General features: G+C 70.8%; 26 protein-coding genes. 10 read left to right on the forward strand and 16 right to left on the reverse strand.

Features of this window, described 5'->3' with window-relative positions:
* Positions 1 to 88: 88 nt before the first annotated feature.
* Positions 89 to 1,141 (forward strand): Brp/Blh family beta-carotene 15,15'-dioxygenase, encoded by a 1,053-nt coding sequence (locus NBT81_RS03835; RefSeq protein ID WP_338741183.1) that lies wholly within the window; start codon positions 89 to 91, stop codon positions 1,139 to 1,141.
* Here NBT81_RS03835 and crtI read toward each other — a convergent pair whose 3' ends face one another.
* Positions 1,142 to 2,761, reverse strand: a complete 1,620-nt coding sequence (crtI, locus tag NBT81_RS03840) for a phytoene desaturase family protein (protein WP_425498766.1) — start codon at positions 2,759 to 2,761, stop codon at positions 1,142 to 1,144.
* 123 nt (positions 2,762 to 2,884) lie between these two features.
* Positions 2,885 to 4,546 carry a methyl-accepting chemotaxis protein gene (locus NBT81_RS03845; RefSeq protein WP_338741186.1) on the reverse strand — a complete coding sequence of 554 codons (1,662 nt, stop codon included), beginning with the start codon at positions 4,544 to 4,546 and terminating at the stop codon, positions 2,885 to 2,887.
* Positions 4,547 to 4,722: 176 nt separating this feature from the next.
* Between NBT81_RS03845 and NBT81_RS03850 the strand changes: the two genes are divergently transcribed.
* Complete coding sequence (locus NBT81_RS03850; RefSeq protein WP_338741187.1) at positions 4,723 to 5,076, forward strand: rhodanese-like domain-containing protein; 354 nt, start codon at positions 4,723 to 4,725, stop codon at positions 5,074 to 5,076.
* A 38-nt stretch (positions 5,077 to 5,114) separates the two neighbouring features.
* Here NBT81_RS03850 and yciH read toward each other — a convergent pair whose 3' ends face one another.
* The 4 genes from yciH to NBT81_RS03870 all read right to left on the reverse strand — a co-directional run bounded on the left by yciH (position 5,115) and on the right by NBT81_RS03870 (position 9,639).
* Positions 5,115 to 5,408 (reverse strand): stress response translation initiation inhibitor YciH, encoded by a 294-nt coding sequence (yciH, locus tag NBT81_RS03855; RefSeq protein ID WP_049935096.1) that lies wholly within the window; start codon positions 5,406 to 5,408, stop codon positions 5,115 to 5,117.
* A gap of 73 nt (positions 5,409 to 5,481) precedes the next feature.
* The gene (locus NBT81_RS03860; RefSeq protein ID WP_338741188.1) at positions 5,482 to 7,659 is read right to left on the reverse strand and encodes a transglutaminase TgpA family protein; all 2,178 of its coding nucleotides are present in this window, start codon (positions 7,657 to 7,659) and stop codon (positions 5,482 to 5,484) included.
* Positions 7,656 to 8,651: a DUF58 domain-containing protein gene (locus NBT81_RS03865; protein WP_338741189.1), complete on the reverse strand. Its 996-nt coding sequence runs from the start codon at positions 8,649 to 8,651 to the stop codon at positions 7,656 to 7,658. Before NBT81_RS03865 ends, NBT81_RS03860 begins: the two co-directional genes overlap by 4 nt.
* Before the next feature lies 1 nt (position 8,652).
* A complete protein-coding gene (locus NBT81_RS03870; protein ID WP_338741190.1) occupies positions 8,653 to 9,639 on the reverse strand; it encodes a MoxR family ATPase in 987 nt (328 codons plus the stop codon).
* Positions 9,640 to 9,810: 171 nt separating this feature from the next.
* Here NBT81_RS03870 and NBT81_RS03875 point away from each other — a divergent pair, with 171 nt between their 5' ends.
* The 5 genes from NBT81_RS03875 to NBT81_RS03895 are packed head-to-tail and all read left to right on the forward strand — an operon-like array spanning position 9,811 to position 13,934.
* Entirely contained in the window at positions 9,811 to 10,338 is a 528-nt protein-coding gene (locus NBT81_RS03875) for a phosphate-starvation-inducible PsiE family protein (RefSeq protein ID WP_338741191.1), read from the forward strand.
* Positions 10,339 to 10,379: 41 nt separating this feature from the next.
* A complete protein-coding gene (locus NBT81_RS03880) occupies positions 10,380 to 11,288 on the forward strand; it encodes an alpha/beta fold hydrolase (protein ID WP_338741193.1) in 909 nt (302 codons plus the stop codon).
* Between the two features lie 39 nt (positions 11,289 to 11,327).
* The gene (locus NBT81_RS03885; RefSeq protein WP_338741194.1) at positions 11,328 to 12,563 is read left to right on the forward strand and encodes an MFS transporter; all 1,236 of its coding nucleotides are present in this window, start codon (positions 11,328 to 11,330) and stop codon (positions 12,561 to 12,563) included.
* 38 nt (positions 12,564 to 12,601) lie between these two features.
* The gene (locus NBT81_RS03890) at positions 12,602 to 12,880 is read left to right on the forward strand and encodes a hypothetical protein (protein WP_338741196.1); all 279 of its coding nucleotides are present in this window, start codon (positions 12,602 to 12,604) and stop codon (positions 12,878 to 12,880) included.
* A gap of 43 nt (positions 12,881 to 12,923) precedes the next feature.
* The gene (locus tag NBT81_RS03895) at positions 12,924 to 13,934 is read left to right on the forward strand and encodes an AIR synthase family protein (RefSeq protein ID WP_338741198.1); all 1,011 of its coding nucleotides are present in this window, start codon (positions 12,924 to 12,926) and stop codon (positions 13,932 to 13,934) included.
* Here NBT81_RS03895 and NBT81_RS03900 read toward each other — a convergent pair.
* The 6 genes from NBT81_RS03900 to NBT81_RS03925 form a co-directional block, all read right to left on the reverse strand.
* Entirely contained in the window at positions 13,907 to 14,344 is a 438-nt protein-coding gene (locus tag NBT81_RS03900) for a desampylase (protein WP_338741199.1), read from the reverse strand. The genes NBT81_RS03895 and NBT81_RS03900 overlap by 28 nt on opposite strands.
* A complete protein-coding gene (locus NBT81_RS03905) occupies positions 14,331 to 14,906 on the reverse strand; it encodes an isopentenyl-diphosphate Delta-isomerase (RefSeq protein WP_338741201.1) in 576 nt (191 codons plus the stop codon). The genes NBT81_RS03900 and NBT81_RS03905 overlap by 14 nt, the downstream gene beginning before the upstream one ends.
* Before the next feature lie 40 nt (positions 14,907 to 14,946).
* The gene (locus NBT81_RS03910) at positions 14,947 to 15,888 is read right to left on the reverse strand and encodes a CPBP family intramembrane glutamic endopeptidase (RefSeq protein WP_338741202.1); all 942 of its coding nucleotides are present in this window, start codon (positions 15,886 to 15,888) and stop codon (positions 14,947 to 14,949) included.
* 58 nt (positions 15,889 to 15,946) lie between these two features.
* Positions 15,947 to 17,233 (reverse strand): glucose-6-phosphate isomerase, encoded by a 1,287-nt coding sequence (locus tag NBT81_RS03915; protein ID WP_338741204.1) that lies wholly within the window; start codon positions 17,231 to 17,233, stop codon positions 15,947 to 15,949.
* Positions 17,234 to 17,271: 38 nt separating this feature from the next.
* Entirely contained in the window at positions 17,272 to 17,988 is a 717-nt protein-coding gene (locus tag NBT81_RS03920; RefSeq protein WP_425498767.1) for a hypothetical protein, read from the reverse strand.
* A gap of 76 nt (positions 17,989 to 18,064) precedes the next feature.
* Entirely contained in the window at positions 18,065 to 19,021 is a 957-nt protein-coding gene (locus tag NBT81_RS03925; RefSeq protein WP_338741208.1) for an AEC family transporter, read from the reverse strand.
* Positions 19,022 to 19,130: 109 nt separating this feature from the next.
* On the opposite strand from NBT81_RS03925, the gene hisS reads away from it, so the two are divergent.
* From hisS to mobA, 3 genes are read left to right on the forward strand one after another with little or no spacing between them, the layout of a single operon-like run.
* Positions 19,131 to 20,429, forward strand: a complete 1,299-nt coding sequence (hisS, locus tag NBT81_RS03930) for a histidine--tRNA ligase (RefSeq protein WP_338741210.1) — start codon at positions 19,131 to 19,133, stop codon at positions 20,427 to 20,429.
* Positions 20,430 to 20,461: 32 nt separating this feature from the next.
* Entirely contained in the window at positions 20,462 to 21,274 is an 813-nt protein-coding gene (truA, locus tag NBT81_RS03935) for a tRNA pseudouridine(38-40) synthase TruA (protein ID WP_338741212.1), read from the forward strand.
* Positions 21,275 to 21,329: 55 nt separating this feature from the next.
* The gene (mobA, locus tag NBT81_RS03940) at positions 21,330 to 21,944 is read left to right on the forward strand and encodes a molybdenum cofactor guanylyltransferase (RefSeq protein WP_338741214.1); all 615 of its coding nucleotides are present in this window, start codon (positions 21,330 to 21,332) and stop codon (positions 21,942 to 21,944) included.
* On the opposite strand, the gene yqeC is transcribed toward mobA, so the two are convergent.
* The 4 genes from yqeC to NBT81_RS03960 form a co-directional block, all read right to left on the reverse strand.
* Positions 21,945 to 22,670: a selenium cofactor biosynthesis protein YqeC gene (gene yqeC, locus NBT81_RS03945; protein ID WP_338741216.1), complete on the reverse strand. Its 726-nt coding sequence runs from the start codon at positions 22,668 to 22,670 to the stop codon at positions 21,945 to 21,947. It abuts the gene before it with no gap.
* Positions 22,671 to 22,715: 45 nt separating this feature from the next.
* Positions 22,716 to 23,309, reverse strand: coding sequence for a DUF7411 family protein (locus NBT81_RS03950; protein WP_338741218.1), 594 nt, complete (start codon positions 23,307 to 23,309; stop codon positions 22,716 to 22,718).
* A gap of 4 nt (positions 23,310 to 23,313) precedes the next feature.
* Positions 23,314 to 23,670: a DNA-binding protein gene (locus NBT81_RS03955; protein ID WP_338741220.1), complete on the reverse strand. Its 357-nt coding sequence runs from the start codon at positions 23,668 to 23,670 to the stop codon at positions 23,314 to 23,316.
* 70 nt (positions 23,671 to 23,740) lie between these two features.
* Positions 23,741 to 24,196, reverse strand: a complete 456-nt coding sequence (locus NBT81_RS03960) for a 30S ribosomal protein S19e (protein ID WP_338741221.1) — start codon at positions 24,194 to 24,196, stop codon at positions 23,741 to 23,743.
* Positions 24,197 to 24,204 lie beyond the last annotated feature (8 nt).

Below are 24,204 nucleotides of genomic sequence, written 5' to 3' on the forward strand. Positions count from 1 at the left end.
GTCGGCAATAAGGGCCGCGGCCGCGACGGAAAAAGGCCCGAAACTATGCGGGGGTGTCGCCAACCCGGTCGCATCCCAAGTGGGACCGATGCGCTCCGTACGTACTCGGTTCTCGACGGACGCCGGACCGACGGCCGTGACGCTCTCGCGGGCGTCACTGGCCGGACTGCTCGTCGTGTTCGGCGCGGCTCGTCTCCTCGGCGAGACGGTGTCGCTCCGGACACAGGCGGCCGTCTACCTCGTCGGGATGGTGGCGCTGAACCTGCCCCACGGCGGGTACGAACACTTCGCCAACTTACGGCGGCGGGCCCAGCGCTTCCGCGGCCGCTACGTCGCCGGCTACCTCTGTCTCGCGGCGGCGTTTCTCGGCCTCTTCCTCGTCGCGCCGGTGGTCGGACTGGCGCTCGCCGTCGGCGTCGCCGTCCTGAAAGGCGGGGGTGGCGACCTGTACGTCCTCGAGGCGACGACCGGAACCGGCCACCTCCGCACCCGGGGCCAGCGCCTACTCGCCGTCGTCGCACGCGGCGGCGCGGTGATGGCAGTCCCCATCGTCGCCTTCCCCGCGACGTTCCACACGTTCAGTTCGCTGATGGTGGGGATGGTCGACCCCGGCGGGCTGGCGGGCGTGGCGGCCCAGTTCGACGTGACGCGGCCGCTGATCGCCGGCGTCTACGGCGCGGCGGTACTCACTCACGTCGGCGTGGGCTACCGCCGCCGGCCCGGGACCGGGGCGTGGGCCGCCGACGCCGCCGAGACGGCGCTGCTCGTGGCGTACTTCGCAGTCGTCCCCGTCGTGGTCGCCGTGGGGCTGTACTTCCCGCTCTGGTACTCGGCGCGGCAGGTCGCGCGGGAACTCGCCGTCGACGACCCGGTCGAGGAGGGGCCGGACCTGCTCGGTGGCGACGGGGTGTCGACGGGGGCCGTCGCGCTCCGGGCGTGGGGCGTCCTCGTCGCCGGTGCGCTGGCGACGGCGGCCGTCGCCGTCGCCTTCTGGCTACTCGTCCCGAACCCGCTCCCCGGCGGGTCGCTCCGATTCGGCGGGGTCGCCTTCTGGAGCGTCTTCATCAGCGTGATCGCACTCCCGCACGTCGTCGTCGGGAGCGTCCTCGACCGAGGACGTGGTATCTGGCACGTCCCCTGATCAGTCCGCGCGGAACCGTTTGACGAGCGAGCGTGACCCTGCCCCCTCCGTCGCGTCCTCCCGAACCGCCGCGGCGGTCTGTTCGCCGCCGACGAGACACATCGGGACGCCGATGCCCGGATCGGTGAACGAGCCGGTGTAGTAGAGCCCGGGGACGGCCTCGGACCGACGATTCGGCCGGAACGGCCCGGTCTGGGTGAGCGTGTGTGCGAGGCCGAGCGCAGTCCCCCTCGGGTAGCCCATCTCGGTGAACTCGGAGAGGCAGGCCGACTCCTCGACGACGATCCGGTCGCGGAGGTCGACGCCGGTGTGTGCCGACAGGTCGTCGAGAATCGTCTCGCGGTAGCGGGCGCGTCGCTCCGGGCCGTCGTCCAGTCCGGGGGCGACCGGGACGAGGACGACGACCGTCGAGTGGCCGTCGGGGGCGACGGTGTCGTCCGTGCGTGAGGGGACGTTCACGTAGTAGGAGGGGTCGTCGGGCCAGGCGGGGTCGTCGAAGATGGCCTCGAAGTGGGTGCGCCAGTCCGTCGGGAGGACGAGCGTGTGGTGTTCCAGCGTATCGAGGTCGCCCTCGACGCCGAGATACAGGAGGAACGCGGCGGGGGCGTAGGTCCGGTCGTCCCAGTAACCGGGGTCGTGATCCGCCGTTCCCGCCGGGAGCAACTCCCGGTCGACGTGGGCCGGTGGCGCGTCGCTGACGACGCGGTCGAAGGTTCGTCTCTCACCCTCGGCCGTGACGGCCACCCCGTCGGTGGCGCGTTCGATCCGGGTGACGAGGGTGTCCGTCTCGAACGTGACGCCCAGGTCGCGGGCCAGTCGGGCGATTCCGTCGACGACGCTCGCCATCCCACCCTGTGGGTAGTAGACGCCGAGGTCGAAGTCGACGTGGCTCATCAGCGAGTAGAGTGCGGGCGTGTTGTACGGCGACCCGCCGAGGAAGACCAGCGTGTACTCGACGAGCTGTCTCAACTTCTGGTGGCCGAAGTACGTGCCGACGTGGTCGTCCATCGACCCGAGAAGGGTGACCCCGCGGGCCGCCCGCAACAGGCCGGGATCGATCCAGTCGCGGAGTCGCGGCCGGCGCTGGTAGACGAACTCCTCCATGCCGACCTCGTAGGCCTCGGCAGCGTCGGCAAGGTAGCGGTCGAGCGCGTCCCCGGCTCCCGATTCGTAGGATTCGAAGAGTGCGCGCTGACCGGGTCGATCCGCCGGGACCGCGGCGCTGTCTCCGTCCTTCCAGAACACGCGGTAGTTCGGATCGAGTCGGGTCAGCGAGTAGTACGACTCGGGGTCGAGACCGAACCGGCCGAAGAAGCGCTCGAAGACTTCGGGCATCAGGTACCACGACGGGCCGGTGTCGAACTGGAACCCGTCGCGCTCGATGCGGCCGGCCACGCCGCCGAGGCCGTCGCGCCGTTCGACGACCGTCACGTCGGCCCCGGCGTCGGCGAGGTGGCAGGCCGCCGAGAGGCCGCCGATGCCGGCACCGACGACTGCGACCGATTCGGAGTCGAGGTGTGTCGTGACCATGGTGTGGCGACGGAGCTGTCTCGCCGTCGTCTGCCGGTCGTAGGGACGCGACGGGGGTGACGGCTCTCCCCCAACAGTGGGGGGTATTATAACCGCCGGGCGGCGTCGACCGGAAGCAGGCTTTCGTCGCTTCGGTCGCAACCCCGGTCGACGTTCCCGAAGAAAGACACGAACCACGCACGCAAGGGCGCCGCCGGGGTCGGGGAGCGACCGCTACGTTACCGACACCGACTCGGTCCGGGTCGTGGCCTCGGCGTCGGTAGAGAGGTCGAACGTCTCGAGCAGTTCTTGCAGGGCCTCGGCCTGTTCCGACAGGTCGTCGATGCGCGTCGACACGTCCGCGAGGGCGTCGGCCTGTGCCTCGGCGGCGGCGGCGACGTTCGTCGCTTCCGTCGCGGTTTCGGCGCTCGTCTCCTCGATCTGCTCGATCATCGAGACGGTCTCCTCGGTCGAGGCGGCCTGCTGGTCGGTCGCGTCCGTGATCTCCTGCATCCCCTCGTCGGTCTCGGTCGCGTGTTCGGCGATGCGTTCCAGCGAGTCGATGGCGTCCTCGACGGTCTCGACCGCACCGTCGACCTCCTCGGTCGTGCGCTGCATCCCCTCGACGGTAGCCGTCGTCTGTGCCTGGACTCCCTCGATGATCTCCTGAATCCGGGTCGCCTCGGACTGGGCCTCCTCGGCGAGGGACTTCACCTCGTCGGCGACGACGGCGAACCCCTCGGTGCCTTCCTCGGAGTGAGCGGCCTCGATCGAAGCGTTGAGTGCGAGCAGATTCGTCCGCTCGGCGATGTCGGAGATGGTGGCGACGATGTCGCCCATCCGCGTCATCCGCTCGTCGAGTTCGCTGAGTTGCGACATCGTCTCGGTCGTCCGGTTCTCGATGGCGTCCATTTTCTCGAGGACGTCGGTCGCGGATTCGCGCCCCGACTCGCCAATTTCGGCGGTTCGGGTCGACACCTCGGCGACGCTGTCGGCGGAGGCCGCGATCTCCTCGACGGCCGCCGACAGGTCGCTCATCTCCGAGACGATCCGCTGGAGTTGGTCGCGCTGTTCGTCCGCGTCGGCCTCTATCTCGGCCGTCGCCGCGCTGATATCCTCGCTCGCCCCCACCACCTCGTCGACGTCGCTCGACGTCTCGACGGTCCGCTCGGAGACGGTGTCCGCGAACGCGTACACCTCCGCGATGGTCCCCTCGAGGTCGTCCAGCATCCGGTTGAACGAGCGTGCGATCGACGCCATGGCGGCGCTCTCGTCGTCGGGGTCCATCCGGACCGAGAGGTCCTTGTCTGCGGCGGCGGCCATCACGTCGCCGTACTCGTCGGCGGTGCGTTCGAGGTGGTCGGTCAGTTCCTCCAGTTCGCGCGTGTTGGTGCGGAGGTTGTCCGTCATCCGGTCGAGGTCGTCGCCGAACGACCCCGGCACCGGCGCGTCGAGGACGTCGGCGTCGAAGTCGGCCCGAGCGAGGGCGTCCGCTTTCGCCGAAATCGTCTCCAGCGACGCCCGCATCTCGTCGAACGCGCGGACGAGGCTCCCGATCTCGTCGATCTGATCGGTTTCCGAAACTTCGGCCGCGTCGAGTTCGCCCTCGGCGATGGTCGTCGCCGCCGCTTCGAGTTCCGCGATCGGCGTGATGAAGTCTCGGCGGGTGATCAACAGGGTGTTGCCGAAGGCGACGGCCGCCCCTCCGAGGAGGACGGCGGTCGCGAGCGATCGGACGCCACCGGACAGCACGAACGGGAGGCCCGCGAGCACGACCGCGACGCCGAACTGGATGGTGACGGCAGCGACGATCTTGCGTTCGACCGACTCGGTGACGCCGAGTCGATCCATCGACCCCCAGAGGGCCCGTCGGTACAGCGCGGAAATCTCGTCCATGCGTGACCCGAGTGATCGGGAACGTGACAAACTTGCGGTCGATTATCAAAAGCTGAAAACGGAGCATCCGATCCGGTCGAACGGCGCGAACGACCCCCGCGGGCGGTGCTCCGGACCGGGACGGAGCCACCGGGGACATCGGGGGGCTTATTCCCGGGACGCCCCACGGGGGAGGTATGGACGACGAGATCAACCCGGAGGAGGTCGAATCGTTGCTGGACGCGGAGGACCGACCGCGGATCGTCGACATCCGTTCGCCGGCCGAGTTCGCCCGCGGCCACATCCCCTGGAGCGAGAACGTCCCGTTCAACGAGTTGCCCGACCGGATCGACGAGTTCGCCGACGCGGACCACATCGTCACCGTCTGTCCCCACGGCAAGGCGAGCGTCCAGGCCGCCCGTCTCATCGGCTCCTACGAGGGGACGACCGCGGAGCGGATCGAGAGCATGGCCGGGGGGCTGGAGGCCTGGAGCGGCGACCTCGACGCCGACGAGGCGGACGACCGCGAGACGCCGGACTCGCCGTTCTAACGAAAAACCGCTCGCTCGACTGCGGGCCTAGAGTCCGATCACGCGACGTTGAAACCCTTGTCGCGGAGGAAGTCCTCCACGCGCCCGAGGTGATTGCCTTGGAGTTCGATCGAGCCGTCCTCGACGGTCCCACCGCAGGCGAACTTCGATTTCAGGTCCGACGACAGGCTGTCCATGTCGACGTCTTTCGGATCGAACCCTTCGATGATCGTTACTTCCTTCCCGTAACGGCGCTCGTCGATGCGGATGTTGATCTCCTGAGACTCCTTGGCCACGTCTTCGCAGACGCAGAGTTCCTCAGGCAGCCCGCACGTCGAGCAGACTTCCGACATTACAGCGTAAAAATACTGGTCGGGGATATTAAACAGTATCGGGATCGCACCCCGCGAGCCCGCGGACGCCCCGTCAGTCGACGAAGGGACGGGTCGGAAGCGTCCGCTCGCGGACGAGTTCGCCGACGGCGTCGGTCACCGCGTCGGCGGTCGCACGGTCGACGCCGTCGCCGTACCTGGCTCGCTCGTACGCGTCCAGAACCCGCCGAGCACGGTCGTCCGTCGTCACGCTCTCGACGAACGCCCGCGGCGTCTCCCCGGGGTGTCTGGGTCGTTCCTGCCGTTCGAGTAGGTAGGCGAGGCGGTCGAAGGCGCGCACGGCGTCGGCGTCGGGGTCGCGCCGCGGCCCGCGGCGGCGGAGCCAGACCGCCCGGAGTGCGCGCCGGTCCGCGCCGGTGCGTCTGATCGCCGCCCCGAGGCCGACGACGGCGACGCCGACGAGCGCGAGCGTCTCGGTCGACGGTAGCGTCGGCCCGCCGTCGGTCGGGACGGTTGGATCGGGACCCGAGTCGCCGACCGCGTCGGTGAGGTTGGCGTCGTCGGAGGCGTTGGCTCCGGGGGTCGTCGTCGCGTTCGCTCCGTCGACGTCGCCGGCTGGCGTCGAGACGGGGGTCGTCGCGAGGGAGTCGTTCGTGTCGACGCCCGTCTCGTTGATCTGGCGCGCCTCCGAGAGGCGGCTCTCTGCCGCCTCGCGCGGGTCGGCCGGCGTCGGGTCGAACTGCACCCACCCCACGTCGGGGACGTACACCTGCACCCACGCGTGGGAGTCGAAGCCACGAACCACTCGCCGGTCCTCGCCGACGCGTTCGCCGGGCGTGTAGCCGGTGACGAAGCGTGCGGGCACCCCCTCGGACCGGAGCATCGTCACCATCGTCGTCGCGTAGTAGGTGCAGTAGCCGGCGGTCATCTCGAACAGGAAGGCGTCGGCGATGGTCCCGTCCGGTCGGTCGACCGTCAGCGAGTACTCCTTGGTCGACTCCAGGTGGCGCTCTATCGCGACCGCCTTCTCGTAGGGCGTCTCGGCGTCGGCGGTCACCGCCGCCGTCCGGTCGCGCACCCGATCGGGCGTCGAGTCGGGGAGCCGCGTGTACTCCTCGACGATCCGGTCGGGGTAGTCGGTGCCCGCCCGCCGTAGGTCGGTGGTCGAGGCCTCCGAGACCCGACTCGTCACCGTGTAGGACTCGCCCGGGTCGATCGTCCCGGCCGGCCGGACGGTCCCCTGATCGGTGACCCTGATCCGGCCGCTCGAGAGACCGCCGACCGTCGCCGGTCGCCACGCCGCCGGCATCGACCCGAGTTCCGTCTCGGCGGTGATCGTCTGTCGCAGGTCGCGCGTCTCGCCCGGGGGTCGCTGGAGTCGGCCGACGTACGGGTCGGTGTCGCCGGAGCGGACCCACCCCGATCCGGTGTAGCGGTCGTAGGTGGCGGTCGTCATGTACGTCTCGGCGGGACTCTCGACGGTGAACTGCACCGTGGGCGAGAGCCGCATCGTCCCAACCACCTCCATGCGGTCGCCGGCGTCCACGAGGCTGGCCTGTCCCGTGGGAGTCGTTCGATCGGGCAGGACGGGGTCCGAGCGCGTCGCCGGCACCGCGGACAGCGCCGCCGAGATCAACACCATCGTGGCGAGCAGTATCGCCAGTCGGTCCACTTGCGCGGCCGTCCCGCCGTAGCGGTCCAACGTTCCGAGGCCGACGACGGCCGTCGCACCGGCCACGCCAGCGAGCGTCGCGAGCGTCCCCGCGTCGCCCGTCAGGACGACGAGCGCCAGTAGCGACCCGCCGCCGACGACGCTCGGGACGTACCGCCGCCGGCCGATCAGGTACCACGAGAGGAACGCCGGCGCGGGCACGACCGACAGCGCCCAGACGTTCGCCGCCGTGAGCCTGAGTACCGACAGTCCGGTGAGTAGCGCAACCGAGTCGGAGGCCAGTCGACCGACCGAGACGAGTGCGCGCTGGCTCGCGGGGACGGACAGGTAGTAGACGACACCGCCGGCGGAGAGGAAGAGGACGGTCAGGAGGACGGCCGTCCGCGCCCGGAGGAGTCGCCCCGCGGCGAGGCCGAGCGCCGACGCGCCCACGAGGGTCGCCAGCATGAGCTCGCTCCCGCCCACCACGTCGGTCACGTGGTAGAAGACGCTCCCGTACGCCGCGGTCAGGACGCCGAGGGCGACGCGCGCGGCGAGGCGGTACGTCGGGTCGACACCGACGGCTGTGGCGAGGCGGGAGTCGGCGGTCCCGGTGCTCACGCCATTACCTCCTCCCGGGACGTGCGGACGCGCCGCCCGGGATCGAACGGCGAGCGCTCGCCGTCGACGCGGATCGTCACCCCCTCGGCCGTCGCGTCGACGACCACGTCCGCCGCCTCGTCGTCCGGGTGGCCGGCGTCGACCCGCGCGAGGTGAGCGAGCAGTCCGTCGGCCTCCCCCGGCGTCGCCGTCAGTCTGCCGTCGGGGGATACGAGCGCCACGCCGACGCCCGAGTCGAGGAGGGCAATCCCGACGCTCGCGGTCGCCTCGGCCATCGCGTCCGCGTGGCCGGACGCGCCGCTCGCCGCGACGGTCACCGTCCCGCAGTCGCCCTCGTCGTCGGCGAACTCCTGGACGACGAGGTCGTCGCGTTTGGCGCTCGCCTTCCAGTGGATGTCCCGTAGCGAGTCGCCGCGGGCGTACTCGCGGAGGTGGTCGAACGCGCCGCGTTCGGCGCTGGCGACCGACGTCGACAGCGCACGCAACCGCTCGGCGACCGCGGGCGACGGCCGGTAGACCCGCGGATACACCAGCACCGGGTCCTCGCCCGCGCCGACGAACGTCCGCTCCGCCAGCCCGAGGAGGTCACGGATCCGGACGGTCGCCGGACCGACGGCGTGTTCGCCGCGCTCGCGGTACGTGATCTCGTACCGGAGCGGGTCGGCTCCGTCGCCGACGAGGCCGGCGGCGCGTGCAGTCCCGCCGACTCCCGCCGGGAGCCGATCGGTGACGACGGCGGTGGCCGGGGTGTCGGTCGCGACAGCGAGACCGACGACGCCGGTCGTCCCCGGGACGCTGGGTGGCGGGGTGGTGCGATCGACCTCGGGAGCGTCGACGGCGGCGAGTTGGACGACGGCGGCGACGAGGGCGACGGTCGCCGCGACGACGACGGCGTCGAGCGATCGGGGGCCGAACCGGACGGCCATCGCGACGCCCGCGGCGGCGGCGAGGGCGACCGCGAGTCCGCGTCGAGTGGGGCGGATCGGGAGCATCTCAGTCGACGCGAACGGTCGTCAGGGCGGCGTCGACGACGGCCCGTCCCGGGCGGTCGGCGTCGATGCGGTGGCTCCAGACGCTCGGCGCTTCGGCCTGGACGTCGTCCGGGACGACGTAGTCGCGGCCGTCGAGGGCGGCCCGTGCCTGGGCGGCGCGGACGAGGGCGATCGCGCCCCGCGGACTCACGCCGAGCGTGGCGTGTTCCCGCGTGTGCGAGGCCAACTGCGAGACGTACCGGCGGACCGGTTCGCTCAGCGTGACGGTCGTGACCGTCCGCCGGGCGTCCCGCAGGTCGTCCAGCGAGGCGACGGGGTCGAGCGACTCGATCGGGTGTTCGCCGGCGACGCGTTGCAACAGCGCCGTCTCCTCGTCCTCGTCGGGGTAGCCCAGGCGGAGTTTCTTCATGAAGCGGTCCACCTCCGCCATCGGCAGGTCGTACGTGCGGCCGGGTTCGACGTCGTTCTGGGTGGCGATCACGGTGAAGGGGTCGGGAAGGGCGCGTGTCTCGCCGTCGACGGTCACCTGCTCTTCGGCCATCGCCTCCAGCAACGCGGCCTGTGTCTTCGGCGGTGCGCGGTTGATCTCGTCGCCGAGGACGACGTTCGCGAACACGGGACCGGGCTGGAACTCGAACTCCCGGGTCTTCTGGTTGAACACGTTGACGCCGGTCACGTCCGAGGGGAGGAGGTCGGGCGTGAACTGAACCCGCTTGAACGAGCAGTCGACGGAGGTGGCGACCGCCCGCCCGAGGACCGTCTTGCCGACGCCGGGGACGTCCTCCAACAGGAGGTGGCCCCGCGCGAGGACCGCGACGAGGATGTGCTCGATGGCGTCGTGGTGGCCCACGATGACGTCCTCGACGTTGTCGACGATGCGGTCCGTGAGCGCGGCGACCGCCGACACCGACGACGGCGGGGTGTCGTTGCCATCCACCGCTACGCCGTCCGCATCCGTTCCCGGTCCCGGGGTGCCTGCGTCCGTCATGATAGGGGAGCCGACGGCGGCCAGCGAGCCGGGAGGCCGACCGGCGGCGAGTGGGAGTGTGTTACGCGTCGACGTACCTATACCTTCGGCCGACGACCACCCCGCCCGTTTTATTTCGAGGGGAGACGTACGTCCGTGCGTGCCGAGCCCACACGAGCGGAGTGAGCGTACGTGACCGACGACGAGGGTGAGAGCGAGGACGGTGGCGAGCGTTCGTCCGAAGCCGGCCTCGGCCACGGCGACCGGTCGACGCCTTTCTCGTCGAGTCGGTTCGCCGAAGTGACGGGGCAGTTCGTCCACGCGACCGAACTGGTCGCCGCGGCGGTGTTCGCCCTGCTGTTCGCCATCGGCGTCGTCGACCTCATGCTCCAGATCGTCCAAGCCATTCGGGCCGGACAGATCACCGACCCGTTGGTCGTCATCGGCTTCATCGACACCGGCCTCCTCCTCCTCATCATCGTCGAGGTGTACGAGACGGTGATCGCCTACACCGAGGAGAGCGAGACCCGCCGGATCGTCCGTCTCGTGATCTACACCGGCGTCATCGCGATGGTTCGAAAGACGATCATCTTCCGGACCGGCGAGTACGCCACCGCACAGGACGCGCTGTTCGCCGCCGTCAGCTACACCATACTGATCTTGGGGCTCGTCGGCCTGCTGCTCGTCGAGCGAGCGTACGGCGACCGACTCGGTACCTGACCGGGGCGCGCGCTTTTGTGGCTGTACCCCTACGCCGAAACATGTCGCCGGACCTCGCCCGTCCCCGCCCGTCCGAGGGGGAGTCGACCGTCGTCGAGACCAACGGCGTCCGCCTGCACGTCGTCCGGGTCGGTCCCGACGACGGCCCGCCGGTCGTCCTGTTGCACGGCTTCCCGGAGTTCTGGTACGGCTGGCACGAGGTGGCCGACCGCCTCGCAGACGCCGGCTACCGCGTGTACGTCCCGGACGGCCGGGGGTACAACGACAGCGAGAAGCCGAGCGGCGTCGCCGCCTACCGCCTCCCGACGCTCGCGGCCGACGTCGCGGGACTGATCGACACCGTTGGGAGCGACGACGCCGGCGAGGCCCACGTCGTCGGCCACGACTGGGGGGCTGCGGTGGCGTGGTGGCTGGCGCTCGACCACCCCGACCGGGTCGCGACCCTGTCGGCGGTGAACGTCCCCCACCCCACGGTGATGGCGCGGACGCTCCGGCGGTCGTGGGACCAGCGCCTGCGGAGCTGGTACTTCGGCTTCTTCCAACTGCCCCGCCTGCCGGAACTGGTCGCCCGCGCCGGGGACTGGCGGCTCTTCGAGACGACGATGCGGGCTTCGAGTCGGCCGGGGACCTTCGACGACGCCGACTTCGAACGCTACCGGGCGGCGTGGTCGAAACCCGGCGCGATCACCGGGATGGTGAACTGGTACCGGGCCATCGCACGCCACGCGCCGCCGGAGCGGACCGACCCGGTCGACCCGCCGACGCTCGTCCTCTGGGGGACGGGCGACGAGTATCTCCGGACGGAGATGGCTCGGGAGAGCGTCGCGTACTGTCGGGACGGGCGGGCGATTCTGGTCGACGACGCGACCCACTGGATCCACCACGAGGTCCCGGACCGCGTGACTGACCACCTCCGCGAGGGGTTCCGACGGGCGGGACCGACGCCCTGAAACGGGAAGGTTCAACCCCCGTTACCGACGACTGCCGGCGTGGGACTCGCCGCCCGGTTCGTCGGCGACGACGCCGACGTCGTCTCCGACCCACGGTTCAGAGTGCTGTTGCTGGGGAGCGTCGTCTCCCCCATGGGGGCCGCGCTGGTCTCGCCGCTGCTGGACACGCTGACCGGCGTCTACGGCGTGGGCGAGGCCCGGATCGGCCTCGTGATGGCGGCCTTCACCGCCCCCGCCATCGTCGCCATCCCGCTCGTGGGGCTGGCGTCGGATCGCTACGGCCGGAAACCGATCCTCACGTCGGGGTTGGCGCTGTTCGGCGCGGCGGGCGTCGGCCTCGCGTTCACCGCCGACTTCCGGACGACCGTCGCCCTCCGCCTCCTGCAGGGCGTCGGTTACACCGGCATCGCACCGATCCTCATCGCCGCCACGGGCGACCTCTTCGCCGGCGACCGCGAGGCGACCGCACAGGGGCTGCGCTTCACCACGGTCGGCCTCTCGCTCGCCGTCTTTCCCGTTCTGGCGGGACTGCTCGTCTCCCTCGCGTGGCAGTACCCCTTCTACCTGTTCGCGCTGGGACTGCCGGCGGCGGCGGTCGTCCACGTCCACTTCGAGGAGTCGGCGGCCGACGCCGGCGACGACGAACGCGCCACCGGCCTCGACCTGCGGGGACTCGCCGGCGTCGTCCGCGACCCGCGGATCGGACTGGTGCTCGTCGGGCGGACCGTCCCGTCGGTTCTCTGGTTCGGCTTCCTGACGTACAACTCGATCGTGGTCGTCCGACTGCTCGGCGGGACGCCCGGGGCCGCGGGAACGCTGGTCGGCCTCACGAGCGTCGCGAGTTCCGTCGGCGGGACACAGGTGGGGCGACTCACCGCCGCCTTCGACACCCGGCGCACGCCGTTGCTCGTCGGAACCGCCGTCTCGGGGGTCGGACTCGCCGCCGTCGCCCTCGCCCCGTCGCTCCCCGTCGCTGGCGTCGGCTCGCTCGTCGTCGGCGCGGGGTTCGGCGTCGTGCTGACGCTCTACCGGAGCACTATCTCGACGCTCGCGCCCCCCCGACACCGGGGATCGCTCGTCAGCGTCGGCGAGTCCGCCGGCCGGACCGGAAGCACCCTCGCGCCGGTCGTCATGGGTGGTCTGGTCGCCTTCGCCACGCCGCGATACGGCTTCGGTGTCGCCGTCCGCGGGACGCTCCTAGCCGTCGCCGTCGGGAGCGTCGTCGTCGGGACGGCCTGCGTTCTGCTCGCCGATCCGGGCGACGGCGACCACTAACTTCGCAAACCGGTCTTTGGCGCGGCCTGCCGTGGACCGTGACGCATGGTAGTCGACGACCGGGACCAACTCGTGGCGACACTCCGGACGGAGGCGGGCGACGCTCTCGGGGTCGTCGCCACGTACGGCGCCGACGGCTACGAGGCGTTCTACGTGCGCTCGGACGTCTCGCGGCTATCGCGGATGACCTCCACGACGACCTGGCGGCGTTCCAGTTCGTCGGCGGGGACGTCTCCGGTCCGTTCGTCAGCATCGACGCCGACGCCGACGTCTCCCTCGCGTCGTTCGCCGAGACGTGCAAGTCGCAGGTGACCTGACCGGGAGCGCCACGCCTTTTGCCGGCGGGCGGCGAGCGCCGGTATGCCCGACCCCGGAAAGATCGACCGCGACTTCTTCGAGACGCACGTCCGTCCGAACCTCGGGGCGGACCGGAACGACGTGCGCCTGGGGCCGACGCCCGGCGTCGACTTCGGCCTGATCGACGTCGGCGGCCGCGTCCTCGCTCTCGCGACCGATCCCGTCTCCATCCTGCCCGACCTCGGCCTCGCGCGCGCCGGCCGGTTCGCCCTCGACGTCGTCCTCGCGGACGTGGCCGTCAGCGGCCTGCCACCCGCCCACCTCGCGATTTCGTTCTCACTCCCACCGACGATGACCGACGACGAGTTCGCGACCGTCTGGGAGGCGATCAACGAGGAGGCGTCGGATCTGGGCGTGAGCGTCGTCACCGGCCACACGGCGCGCTACGACGGGTGTTCGTTCCCGTGGGTCGGTGGCGCGACGGCGCTCGCCGTGGGCGACCCCGCGGACGTGATCCGACCCGACGGGGCGCGACCGGGTGACGACCTCCTCGTGACGCGTGGCCCGGCCGTCGAGACGACCGGCCTCCTGACGACGCTGTTCCCCGACGGGGTCGACCTGCCGCCCGAGACGCTGGCGACGGCACGGGCGCGCCTCGACGAGGCGAGTTGTGTCCGGGACGCGATGACCGCCGCGGCCGCCGGATCGGTGACCGCGATGCACGACGCCACCGAAGGCGGCCTGCACGGCGCGTTCGCGGAGGTGGCAGCGAGCGCGGGCGTTCGACTCGCGGTCGAGCGCGACCGCGTGCCGATCCGACCGGGGGTCGAGGAGACGTGTGCTGCCCTCGGGATCGATCCGTGGACGGCCACGACGTCGGGGTCGCTCGTCCTCGCCGTCGACCCCGCGGGGACCGACGCCGTGATCGCGGCGCTCGACGACCGGGGGACGGCCGTCGAGCGTGTCGGGCGGGTCACCGAGGGCGAGGGCGCGTACGTCGATGGCGACCGGATCGAGGCGCCAGCGGTCGACGCCTCGTGGGCGGCTTACGCGCGGCTGTCGTCCTCGACCTGAACCGCGAGTTCGTCGAACCCGTCGCCGGTGTACCGGTAGGCGCGGATCGCGTCGGGCGGGGAGACGATGGCGTAGACGTACCCCGTCCACGTCGCCCGCGCCCGGTCGGTCGCGCTCGGGACCGGCGCGCTCTCGGGGTGGGAGTGGTAGAAGCCAACCACCTCGTCGCCGTCGGCCTCGACGGCGTCGACGGCGGCCATCGTCGCCTCAGGGTCGAGTTCGTACCGCGAGCGGGGGTGGTCCGCGACGTTCGGGACGCGCCGGGTCGCGGTCGCCCGGTCGGGGGCACGCCCCCCGACGAGTACGCCACACACCTCCTCTGGGGGGTCGCGGTCGGCTCCCTCGACCGCGTGGTCGAGGAGCGCGTCCCGGACGAGCGACGAGAGCCGGAGGGTATCAGTCGAAGTCACGGCGGAGCGCGATCTCGAACCACGGACAGAGCCGGAGTTGCCGGTACGCTTGCGGGTTGGCGTGGAGGTGGTCGTAGTCGACCCAGAGGCGGCCGGCGACCTCCTCGGTGTCGGGGTCGAGGCGAACGTCGTCGAGGGTCAGTTTCAACACCGCACACATCTCCCACTCCAGGCCCGCGTTCTCGTAGTAGCGCTTGTACTCGAACTTGTCCGTCACCCGGAGGTCGCCGTACTGGTCGGACGTGACGCCGAGTTCGTCGACCAGACGGTTTCGGGCGGCCTCCTTCTGTCCCTGCCCCGGTCGGGGGTGGGAGGCGACGGTGCCGTCCCAGTGGGTGTCCCAGAGGCGCTTTCCGGGGGCGCGCTGTGCGAGCAGGACCCGCCCCTGGCCGTCGAAGACGAGGGCGGTGAAGGCGCGGTGGCGGACGCCGTCGCCCGTGTGGGCGTCGAGTCGGTTGACGGTCCCCTGCTCACGGTCGTCGGCGTCGACGGCGATGACTTCCTGTTCGGCGTTGGGGTGTGCGCCGGCCGCCTCGGCGTCGCCCCCATCGTTCGCGCTCATGTGTGCCGTGTCGACGGGGAGGCTAATGGCGTCTTCGGTGCTAGGCGAGGCCGGTCGCCGACGCGTACTGGACGGCGAACAGCGTGGCGTTGTAGAGACCGTGGACGACTGCGGGGACGACCAGGTTGTGCGTCCGTTCGTACAGGTAGCCGAGGACGAGGCCGAGCGTCGCCGCGACGGCGATGTAGGCGAGTTGGCCGGTCCCGCCGCCGCCGAGGAGCGCGAAGATGTGGACGGAGCCAAAGAGGATGCTCGCCACGACGATGGCGACGCCGGGACCCCACGTCCGCCGGAGGATACCTTGCACGCCGCCCCGGAAGACGAGTTCCTCGAAGGGGCCGACCAGCAGGACGGCCACGGGGATCATGTAGAGGAAGTATCGGGGGTTCTGCTGTCCGGTGGCGACGACCTGGTTCTGGGCTGCCTGCACCTCGAGGACGGTCAGCAGGCGGGCCATGACCACCTGCGCGACGACGAGGACGACGAGACCGCCGACGATCAGGCCGAGGTGCCGGAGCGTCGGAACACGGACCTCCACGAGGTCCCACTCGTCGGTGATGGCGAGGTAGCCGGCGACGGCGACGCCGAAACCCAGAAACTGTAGGACCGAGGCGGCGACCCGGTACTCCAGTCCGCCGGCCGTGACGACGCCAGCCGCGACCAGTCCGCCCGCCCCGAGGCCGGCGACGGCGGTGGCGGTGAGGAACACGGCGACGACCAGCAGGAGGCTCCGGAGCAAGTCGAGCAGACGGGGACCGGTCGGCGCTCGGGTTCGATCGGCGTCGGGCGAGAGGGGCCCGATCCGATCCCGGAGGAGGTAGTAGCCGACCGCACCGACGAGGCCGAGGAGGAGGGCCCCAACCGCGGGAGCGAGGGGGCGGTCGCTCCCGCGGAGCGTCGCGTCCTGGTGGACGAGCGACCCGAGGACGAGTCCGCCGAGCAGGTGGAGTATCCCCCCGACGACCACGAGGTCGTTGACCATACGAGGGCAAGTCGCCCCGGGAGTAAGTATCGTCGGATTCCGAGTCGAGGTCGGCCCGCTACTCGACGATCAGCCGCCGCTTCGCGCCGACCGCCTCGGCCTCCTCGAAGTCGCCGCCGCCGAGCAGACCGCGAGCGGCGCGTTTCCCCCACTCGACGGCGGGCTGGGTGAACGTCTCGACGCCGGCGAGTTCGCCGTACATGACACAGGCCGCCTCCATCCCGTAGAGGAGTTCGCCCAGTCCCCGCTCGTCGACGCGGTCGATTTCGATCCGGACGTTCGGGCAGTCGGCGGCGGCGAGGCTCGCCTCCGTCGCCCTGAACTCGGCGTCAAGCAGCTTGCCCAGACTCCCGCCCCCCAGATACGACAGGCCGTCGAGCTCCGTCTCCGGAATCGGGGCGTCGGGTCGCTCCCGCGGGCGGACGAGCGTCACGAGTTTGTCCCGCGGGCCGGCGCGGTAGAGCTGTAACTGGGAGTGCTGGTCGGTCGCACCGAGCGCGCGGGCGGGCGTCTGCCCGACGGCGTCCTTGCCGAGGCTCTCGGCCCACAGTTGGGCGAACCACTCCGCGAACGACTCCAAGGATTCGGCGTAGGGCATCACGGCGTTGACGCCCGCGCCGCGGCGTTCGAGGGCGTAGCAGGTCGCGCCGTAGGCGTAGGCGGGCGATTCGAACAGCGATCCGACAAGGCGGTCGGCCTCGTCGCGCGCGCCGGCGAGGAGGGCATCGAGGTCGGCGCCGGCGATGGCGGCGACGGGGAGCGCGACAGTCGAGAGCGCGGAGAAGCGACCGGGGACGCCCGCGGGCACGTCGAGCGCCGGCAGGTCGTGACGGTCGGCGAGGGCTCGGAGGTTGCCGTCGGGCCCGGTCGTGACGAGCGTGCGCTCGGCCCAGTCGACGCCCGCCCGGTCCATCGCCTCGCGGACGAGCAGGAAGTTCGACAACGTCTCGGCGGTCGTCCCGGACCGGGAGACGACGTGGACGACGGTGTCCGCGAGTGGGAGCGAGTCGAGGAGTGCGGTGACGGCCGCGGGGTCGACGTTGTCGAGGACGTGGTGGTCGACGGCGCCCCCGAGCGCCTCGGCGAGCGTCGCCGCGCCGAGGGCGCTCCCCCCGATACCGACGGTCAGGACCGCCTCGGGGTCGTCGAAGCGGTCGACCGCCGCGTGGACCGCCGCCGGATCGACGGTGTCGGGCAGGTTCAGCGCCGCGTAGCCGTGGTCGGCGTCGGCGCGGCCGCGCTCGATGCGGTCGTGGGCGTCGGCGACGCGGTCGTCGAGGCGTTCGAGCGATCCTCGCGTCAGGCGGGGTTCGCCTCCGAGTGCGTTGCCGATATCGACGTGCATACCCGAAGGGTGGCGGCGGGCGGTAAAACGATTTCTCGTTAGATCCCGCCCCACCGCAGGTACACCATCACGACGACGATGGCGAGTTGGAAGAGTCCCTGTAGGCCGCTCAGGCGGGCGTTTCGCATCCCGATCCGGCTGATCACGTCCGAGTCCGGATCGCCCGAGGCCAACTGGAGGTAGATGCGCACCTCGCCGGGGAGCAGGACGCCGAAGCCGAGAACCGTGAGGACGGTCACGATGGCGAGTGTCAGCAGGATCGTCGGGGAGGTCATGCCGAACGTGGAGGCCGTGACCGCGAGGTAGGCACCGCCGCCCAGCAGGGCGACGGCGAAGGCGACGATCCACCGTGGATCGTCGAAGGCGTCGAACTGCCAGCCCAGAATCAGGAGGGCGGGCACGGTCGTCGCGAGGGTCAGGATGGCGATCCACGCCTCCGCGTACGGAAAGACGCCGATCCGGTCGGCGAGCGTGACGCCGCCGAAGATGGTGACTAAGGCGAGCGACGGCATCAGAAACGCCATCTTGGGCGTGAACCGTTCGAAGACGCTGGCGCGCTCCTCGACCGACAGGCCGCCGAGCACCGGCCCGAGGACCGCGGCCATGAACAGGTCGATCCCCGTCCACAGCACGCCGGCCATCACGTGGACGTACGTGTGCTGGGCGACCGACGCGAACAGGAGCGCGTAGACCAGTGCGGCGACCGGGACGGCGACGGCACCGACCGCAAAGGCCGGATTCGCTCGCCGTCCCATTCCCCGAACCGTCTCTCGGATCGTCGCGGTCATCGACGGGAGGGACTCGCCGGCCGAGTAAAAAACGCCCGGGCGGTTACACCACCACGCCGTCCTGCAGGAGGGTGATCAACACCGTCAGGACGGGGACGCTCGCGAGCGTCGTGACGAAGATGACCATGGTGAGATACTCCGACGCGGACACCCCCTCGCGGTCGGCCACGTCGCTGTACGAGAGGGTGAGTGCGAGGGGGATGAGGGCGACGGGGGTCGCACACAGGAGGACGAACACACGGGCGACTGCGACGTCGCCGAACGACCCGAGCGCGAGCGCGACTGCGAGGCCGACGGCCGGCGCGACGACGAGTTTGATGATCGACGGGCGGATCGCCCGGACGACCCCCCCGGACTCCAGTTCCGAGAGTTGGACGCCGACGATGACGAGCATCAGGGGAATGGAGGCGTCGCCGACGAGGCTGACCGTGGTCATGAAGGTTCCCCCAGTCGGGGGAGCGACGCCGAGCACCCGAATGAGGCCGGCGGCGGCGATAGCGTACACGAGCGGCAGCCGGAAGATCTCCTTGACCGCGCCGATCCCGGCCCGCCCGCCGCCCCGGGAGGCGACGTAGACGCCGAGGGTGTACATGAGAAACGCCTGTGCGGTGATGTAGATGACGGCGGTCGTCCGGCCGATGTCGCCGAAGGAGAACTCCGCGAGCGGGATGCCGTAGAAACCGGCGTTGGGGAGTGCGCCCGCCAGCACGTCCGCGCTCCGGTAGGGTTCCGGGACGCCGAGGACGCGGTCCGCGACTTCGGAGAAGAGCATCATGGCGACGACGAACAGGCCGACGCCGGCGAAGATCCGGGCGACCGTGTCGCCGCTCAGCGTCGTCGTGACGATACTGTGGAAGATGAGCGCGGGGAGAAACAGGTAGAGCGCGACGTCGTTCAGCGGATCGACGTCGAGGTCGACCGCCAACGACAGCACGTAGCCAAGCGCCATCACCGAGACGATCGGGAGCACCGCGGAGGTGAACGCCGAGACGAGTGACACATGCCCCGCCTCGCCACGCTGAAGACTGAATCCCGCTGTGGGAGCAAGGGCTTCCGGTATCCGAAAGTAAAGGACAGGTTTCAAGCGCGGCCTTCGCCAACCACGCGGTATGTACGACCGACTCAAGGGCTTTCGCGATTTCTACCCCGAGGAGATGGCCGCACGGCGGGCGGTCACCGACGTGCTGGAGGAGACCGCGCGTGGGTACGGGTTCCGCGAGATCGGTACGCCGACGCTGGAGCCAGTCGACCTCTACACCGACAAGAGCGGCGAGGACATTGTCGAGGAACTGTACGCCTTCGAGGACAAGGGTGGTCGCCACGTCGCCATGACACCCGAACTGACGCCGACGGTCGCGCGGATGGTCGTCGCGAAGGGCCAGGAGCTCCAGAAGCCGATCAAGTGGATGTCGACCCGACCGTTCTGGCGGTACGAGCAGGTCCAGCAGGGGCGCTTCCGCGAGTTCTACCAGACGAACGTCGACGTCTTCGGGTCGAGCGAGCCGACTGCGGACGCCGAGATCCTGGCGTTCGCGGCCGACGCGCTGACGACCCTCGGTCTCTCGGGCGACGATTTCGACTTCCGTGTCTCTCACCGGGACCTCCTGAGCGGCCTCCTGCGGGCGTTCGACGCCGACGTACGGGTTCGAGAAGCGATCCGCGCGGTCGACAAATCGGAGAAGATCGACCCCGCGGAGTACTACGACCTGCTCTACGACGCCGGCCTCTCCTACGATCAGGCCGAGACGTTCGACGAGCTGCTCTCGACCGACGACCTCGACGACCTCACCGACTTCGCCGGCACGGACGACGTGGTCGACGCGGTGGCGAACCTCCGGGCGGTGCTCGACGCGGCCGAGGACTTCGGCGTCCGCGAGTACTGCACGGTCTCGCTGGAGACGGCCCGGGGTCTCGACTACTACACGGGCACCGTCTTCGAGTGTTTCGACACGCAGGGCGAGGTGTCCCGGGCCGTCTTCGGCGGCGGCCGGTACGACGACCTCATCGAGAGCTACGGCGGCCAGCCCACCCCCGCGGTCGGCGTCGCACCCGGTCACGCCACTCTCTCCTTGCTCCTCCAGCGGGCGGGCGTCTGGCCCGACGAGGCGCTGTCGACGGACTACTACGTCCTCTCGGTGGGCGACACGCGGCCGACCGCCGCGCGGGTGGCCCGCGACCTGCGAGAGCGGGGCCACGTCGTCGAGACGGACCTCGGCGACCGGAGCTTCGGGGCGCAGATGTCCTACGCCGACGGCATCAACGCCGAGACGGTCGTCATCGTCGGCGAGCGCGACCTGGAGAACGGCGAAGTGACCGTCAAGGAGATGGCGAGCGGCGACCAGACCACCGCACCGGTCGAGGAGTTCCCGGGCGACCGGGACCGGCCGACCTACGGCGACTTCGCGTAGGGGTTAACTGCCGGGCAACCCGACCTCCGTCGATGCCGACCCGTGCCTTCCGCCTCGCGTACGACGGCCGGCCGTACTCGGGCTTTCAGCGCCAACCGGACGTGCCGACCGTCGAGGACGCCCTCTTCGACGCCCTGCGGGACCTCGACGTCCTCGCGGGGGACGCCGACACGCCGCCGAACTACGCCGCCGCGGGACGGACCGACGCGGGCGTCTCGGCGCTCGCTCAGACGGTTGCCTTCGAGGCACCGGCGTGGCTCACGCCCGCGGCGTTCAACGGGACGCTGCCGGCGGCGGTGCGGGCATGGGCGAGCGCCGACGTGAGCGAGGGGTTCCACGCCACCCGCGACGCGACCCGGCGCACGTACCGCTACCACTGCTACGCACCGACGCTCGACGACGGCCGCGTCCGGGCTGCGCTCGACCGCCTCGGCGGGGAACACGACTTCCATAACTGTACGACCGACGACGACGGGACCGTCCGCCGCCTCGAAACGGGCTGTCGGCGCGACGGCGACTTCCTCGTTTTGACGCTGTCGGCGGGCGGGTTCGCCCGGCACATGGTCCGCCGGATCGTCTCGCTCGTCCGGGCGGTGGGGTGTGGCGCGAGCGACCTCGATCGAATCGACCGGGTGTTGGGGCCGGATCCGATCGACGGGGCGGCGGGGGTCGCGACCGCCCCGGCGACGCCGCTCGTCCTCGCCGACGTGACGTATCCGAACGTCGGGTTCGAGCCCGATCCCGACGCCGTCGAGAGCGCACGCGGGGTGTTCGACGAGCGACGCGTGACTGCGATGACGGCCGCGCGGGTCGTCGACGACCTCCGTGGCGGAATCGGGGAATGAGCGACGGGCGGGCGCTACCCGACGACGTAAAACGGTGGGGCGTGTAGCCGGCCCCATGTCAGCGCGCACTGCCGTCGTACTCTCCGGGGGACGGTCGACCCGGTTCGGCGACGACGACAAGGCGGTCGCCGACCTCGCGGGGACGCCGATGATCCGCCGGGTCGTCGACCGGGTCGCACCCGCGGTGGACGCCGTCGTGGTCAACTGCCGCGAAAAACAGGTCGGGGCGATCCGGGCGACACTGGAGGGGGTCGATCTCCCCGTCTCGTTCGCGGAGGACGAGTACCCCGACGAGGGGCCGATGGCGGGGATGGCGACGGGTCTGCGGGCCGTCGAGACCGAGTACGCCTTCGTCGTCGCCTGCGACATGCCGTTCGTCGAGGCCGATTTCGTCGACTACCTGTTCGAGCGAGCGGCGGGCCACGACGCCGCGGTCCCCCGGCCGGAGCAGTGGTTCGAGACGACCCACGCCGTCTACCGGGCGGCGGCGATGGCCGACGCTTGCGAGACGGCACTCGAGGCGGGCGAAGAGCGCATCGTCGCGCCGCTGTTCGACCTCGATTTCGTCGTCGTCGACGCCGAGGCGGTGCGCGACCACGGCCACCCGCGGACGTTCGAGAACTGCAACACCAAGACGGATTTCGAGGACGCCGAACGACGGTTGGAGTGACTACTCGACCACGTCGACGACCGTCGGCTCGTTCATCCGCCCGAGGACGACCCGGGCCACGTCGGCGCGGTCGTGGACCGCGGCGGCTATCTCGCGGCCCGTCCCGGCCAGCTCCTCGTCGTCGACCATGTTCACCAGCGGGACGACCGTCGCGGTCGACGGGACGCGCTTGCGGCCGCCCAGTCGGTGCGCGAGGACGGTCCCCACGTCGGTCGGACCGATCGTGTCGCCGAGGTCGAGTCCGGTGAGGTCGGCCACTCGATCGGGGCGGTGGACGTGCTCCGGCGCGAGGGGCTTGCCGACGACCTTGGCGCTGGCGACCGGGATCACGGTATCGGCGGTCGCCGGCACCTGTGGCTCGCGGTCGTCCGGCGCTTTCAGCAGGCGCGTCCGCGCGCCGTCCGCCTTCGCGAGCACCGTCCCCGCCTCCTTCGTCGCGCGGATGGCGGTGACGGTCTCGCGGTCGTAGCCGAGATAGCGGTCGTCGCGTTCGCGTTCGGGGACGAGTCCCAGCGGCCACCGGTCGGCTGTCCGGAGCGCCCCCACGGGGTCGCGGGTGACGCGTACGTCGGCGACCCGGTCGTCGAAGATGGGGATGCGGACGGTCGCGGTGACGACGGCCCGGTCCAGCCGGGTCGCGAGCGCGTACAGCGTCGTCTTCTTGCCCCCCGCACCGACGACGCAGACGAGTTCCGTGTCGGCCGAGAGTGCCTCGACGAGGTTCATGTGCGGGCTTTCGCCCCCAGTCACTTCGGCGTATCGACGCCGGCGTCAGGGCCGCGGGCCACGGACGCGGGTCTGTTCGTGGTCGGGGAACACGTCGGCGACGGCGTCGGGGCCCTCGCGGTCGGCGAGCAACGCCCGGAGTTCGGCCTCGTAGTCGGCGCTCGGCACCGACTCGCTGGGGCCGGCGGTCACGTCGAGGCGGCCGTCGACGACCCGATCGACCGCTCCCCGACCGAAGCCGGCGAGCGGGGCGAGGTAGTCGACGCCGCGTCGGTCCTCGAGGCTCCGGGCCTCTGCCCGGGAGAGCGAGGGGACGCGGTCGTCGCGTCGGGTGCCGTCGGCGACCGCCGCGACGTCGAGGTCGGCGGCGCGTTCGAGTGCGTGGTCGTGGACCGCCCCGATCCCGTTGCGCGGGTAGCCGTCGGCGAGCATCTGGTCGACCGCGTCGGCGGCGACGGTGGCGTTGAGGTCGAGGGTCCGGAAGGGGAAGCCGAGTCGGTCGGCCGCCGATCGGGCGTGTCGCCAGTCGTCGGTAACGCCGAACGTCCCCGTGACGAGCGTCACGTCGTAGAAGGGATCGAGCGAGAGCGCTGCGAGCGTCGAGTCCTTGCCGCCGCTGTAGAGGAGGGCGGCGTCCATCGTCTCAGCGTCGCTGGATGTCGAAGCTGTTGTCGGGGGTGAGCTCCTTCAGCAGCTTCCGCATCTGGTCCTCGTCGATGCGGTCCTGGATACGGCCGCTTCGGGCGAGCGCGACGACCTGCTGTTCGACCTGGTCGGCGACCTGCGGTTTCGACATCTGGACGGCGTTGAGCCGCTGGCGCGCGCCGTCGGTGAGGTGTTGTTTCAGGAGGGCCTCCTTCTGGGCCTCGGCCTGCTGGCGCGCGGCCTCCTGGCCCTCGCCACGGCCGCCGGCACCGCCCTCTTGGGCCTGCTCTTTCAGTTCCTCCATCTTCTGCTGGCGAAGCTCTTCGATCCGTTCGTCGTCGGGGTTGCCACTCATACGTACCCGTTCCGTCGAAGCGGTGAAAACGATTTCGGAGGCCGAGGTGGTCGTCCCCGTCTGGCTCGGTCTACGCGTACTTCTCGAGGTCCGGCCGGTCGAGGTCGTCGAGCACGTCGTTGGCCACCTGATCGAGGAGGCTCCGGCCCTCCGGCGTGGCGACGCGACCCTCGCCCTGCGCGGTCGAGACGAGGTCCTCGTCTTCGAGTTGCTGGAGGATCGTCCGGATGATGTTCTTGCTGCCGGCCTCGGTGTGCGTGGCAGCGACGCGGTAGCGGGTCGAGCCCTGTTTGCGGTCGCCGTACGCCGTCGAGAGGCGGTCGACCCCGACGGGGCCGTCGACGGCGACTTTCCGCAGGAGGCTGGCCGCGCGAACCGCCCAGAAGTCGTCCTGCTGGGGAGGGAGCTCCTTGCTGGAGCCGGTCTTGGCGTAGTTCGCCCACTCGGGGTCGTCGACGCGGTCCTCGAGCCGGTCGGCGAGCTCGTCGATGAGCTCGTCCGCCGGGACGTCGTAGAGGGTTACCATTGGCTCAG

It is taken from the genome of Haloplanus sp. CK5-1 (genome assembly GCF_037201915.1).
GTDB classification, from domain to species: Archaea; Halobacteriota; Halobacteria; order Halobacteriales; family Haloferacaceae; genus Haloplanus; species Haloplanus salilacus.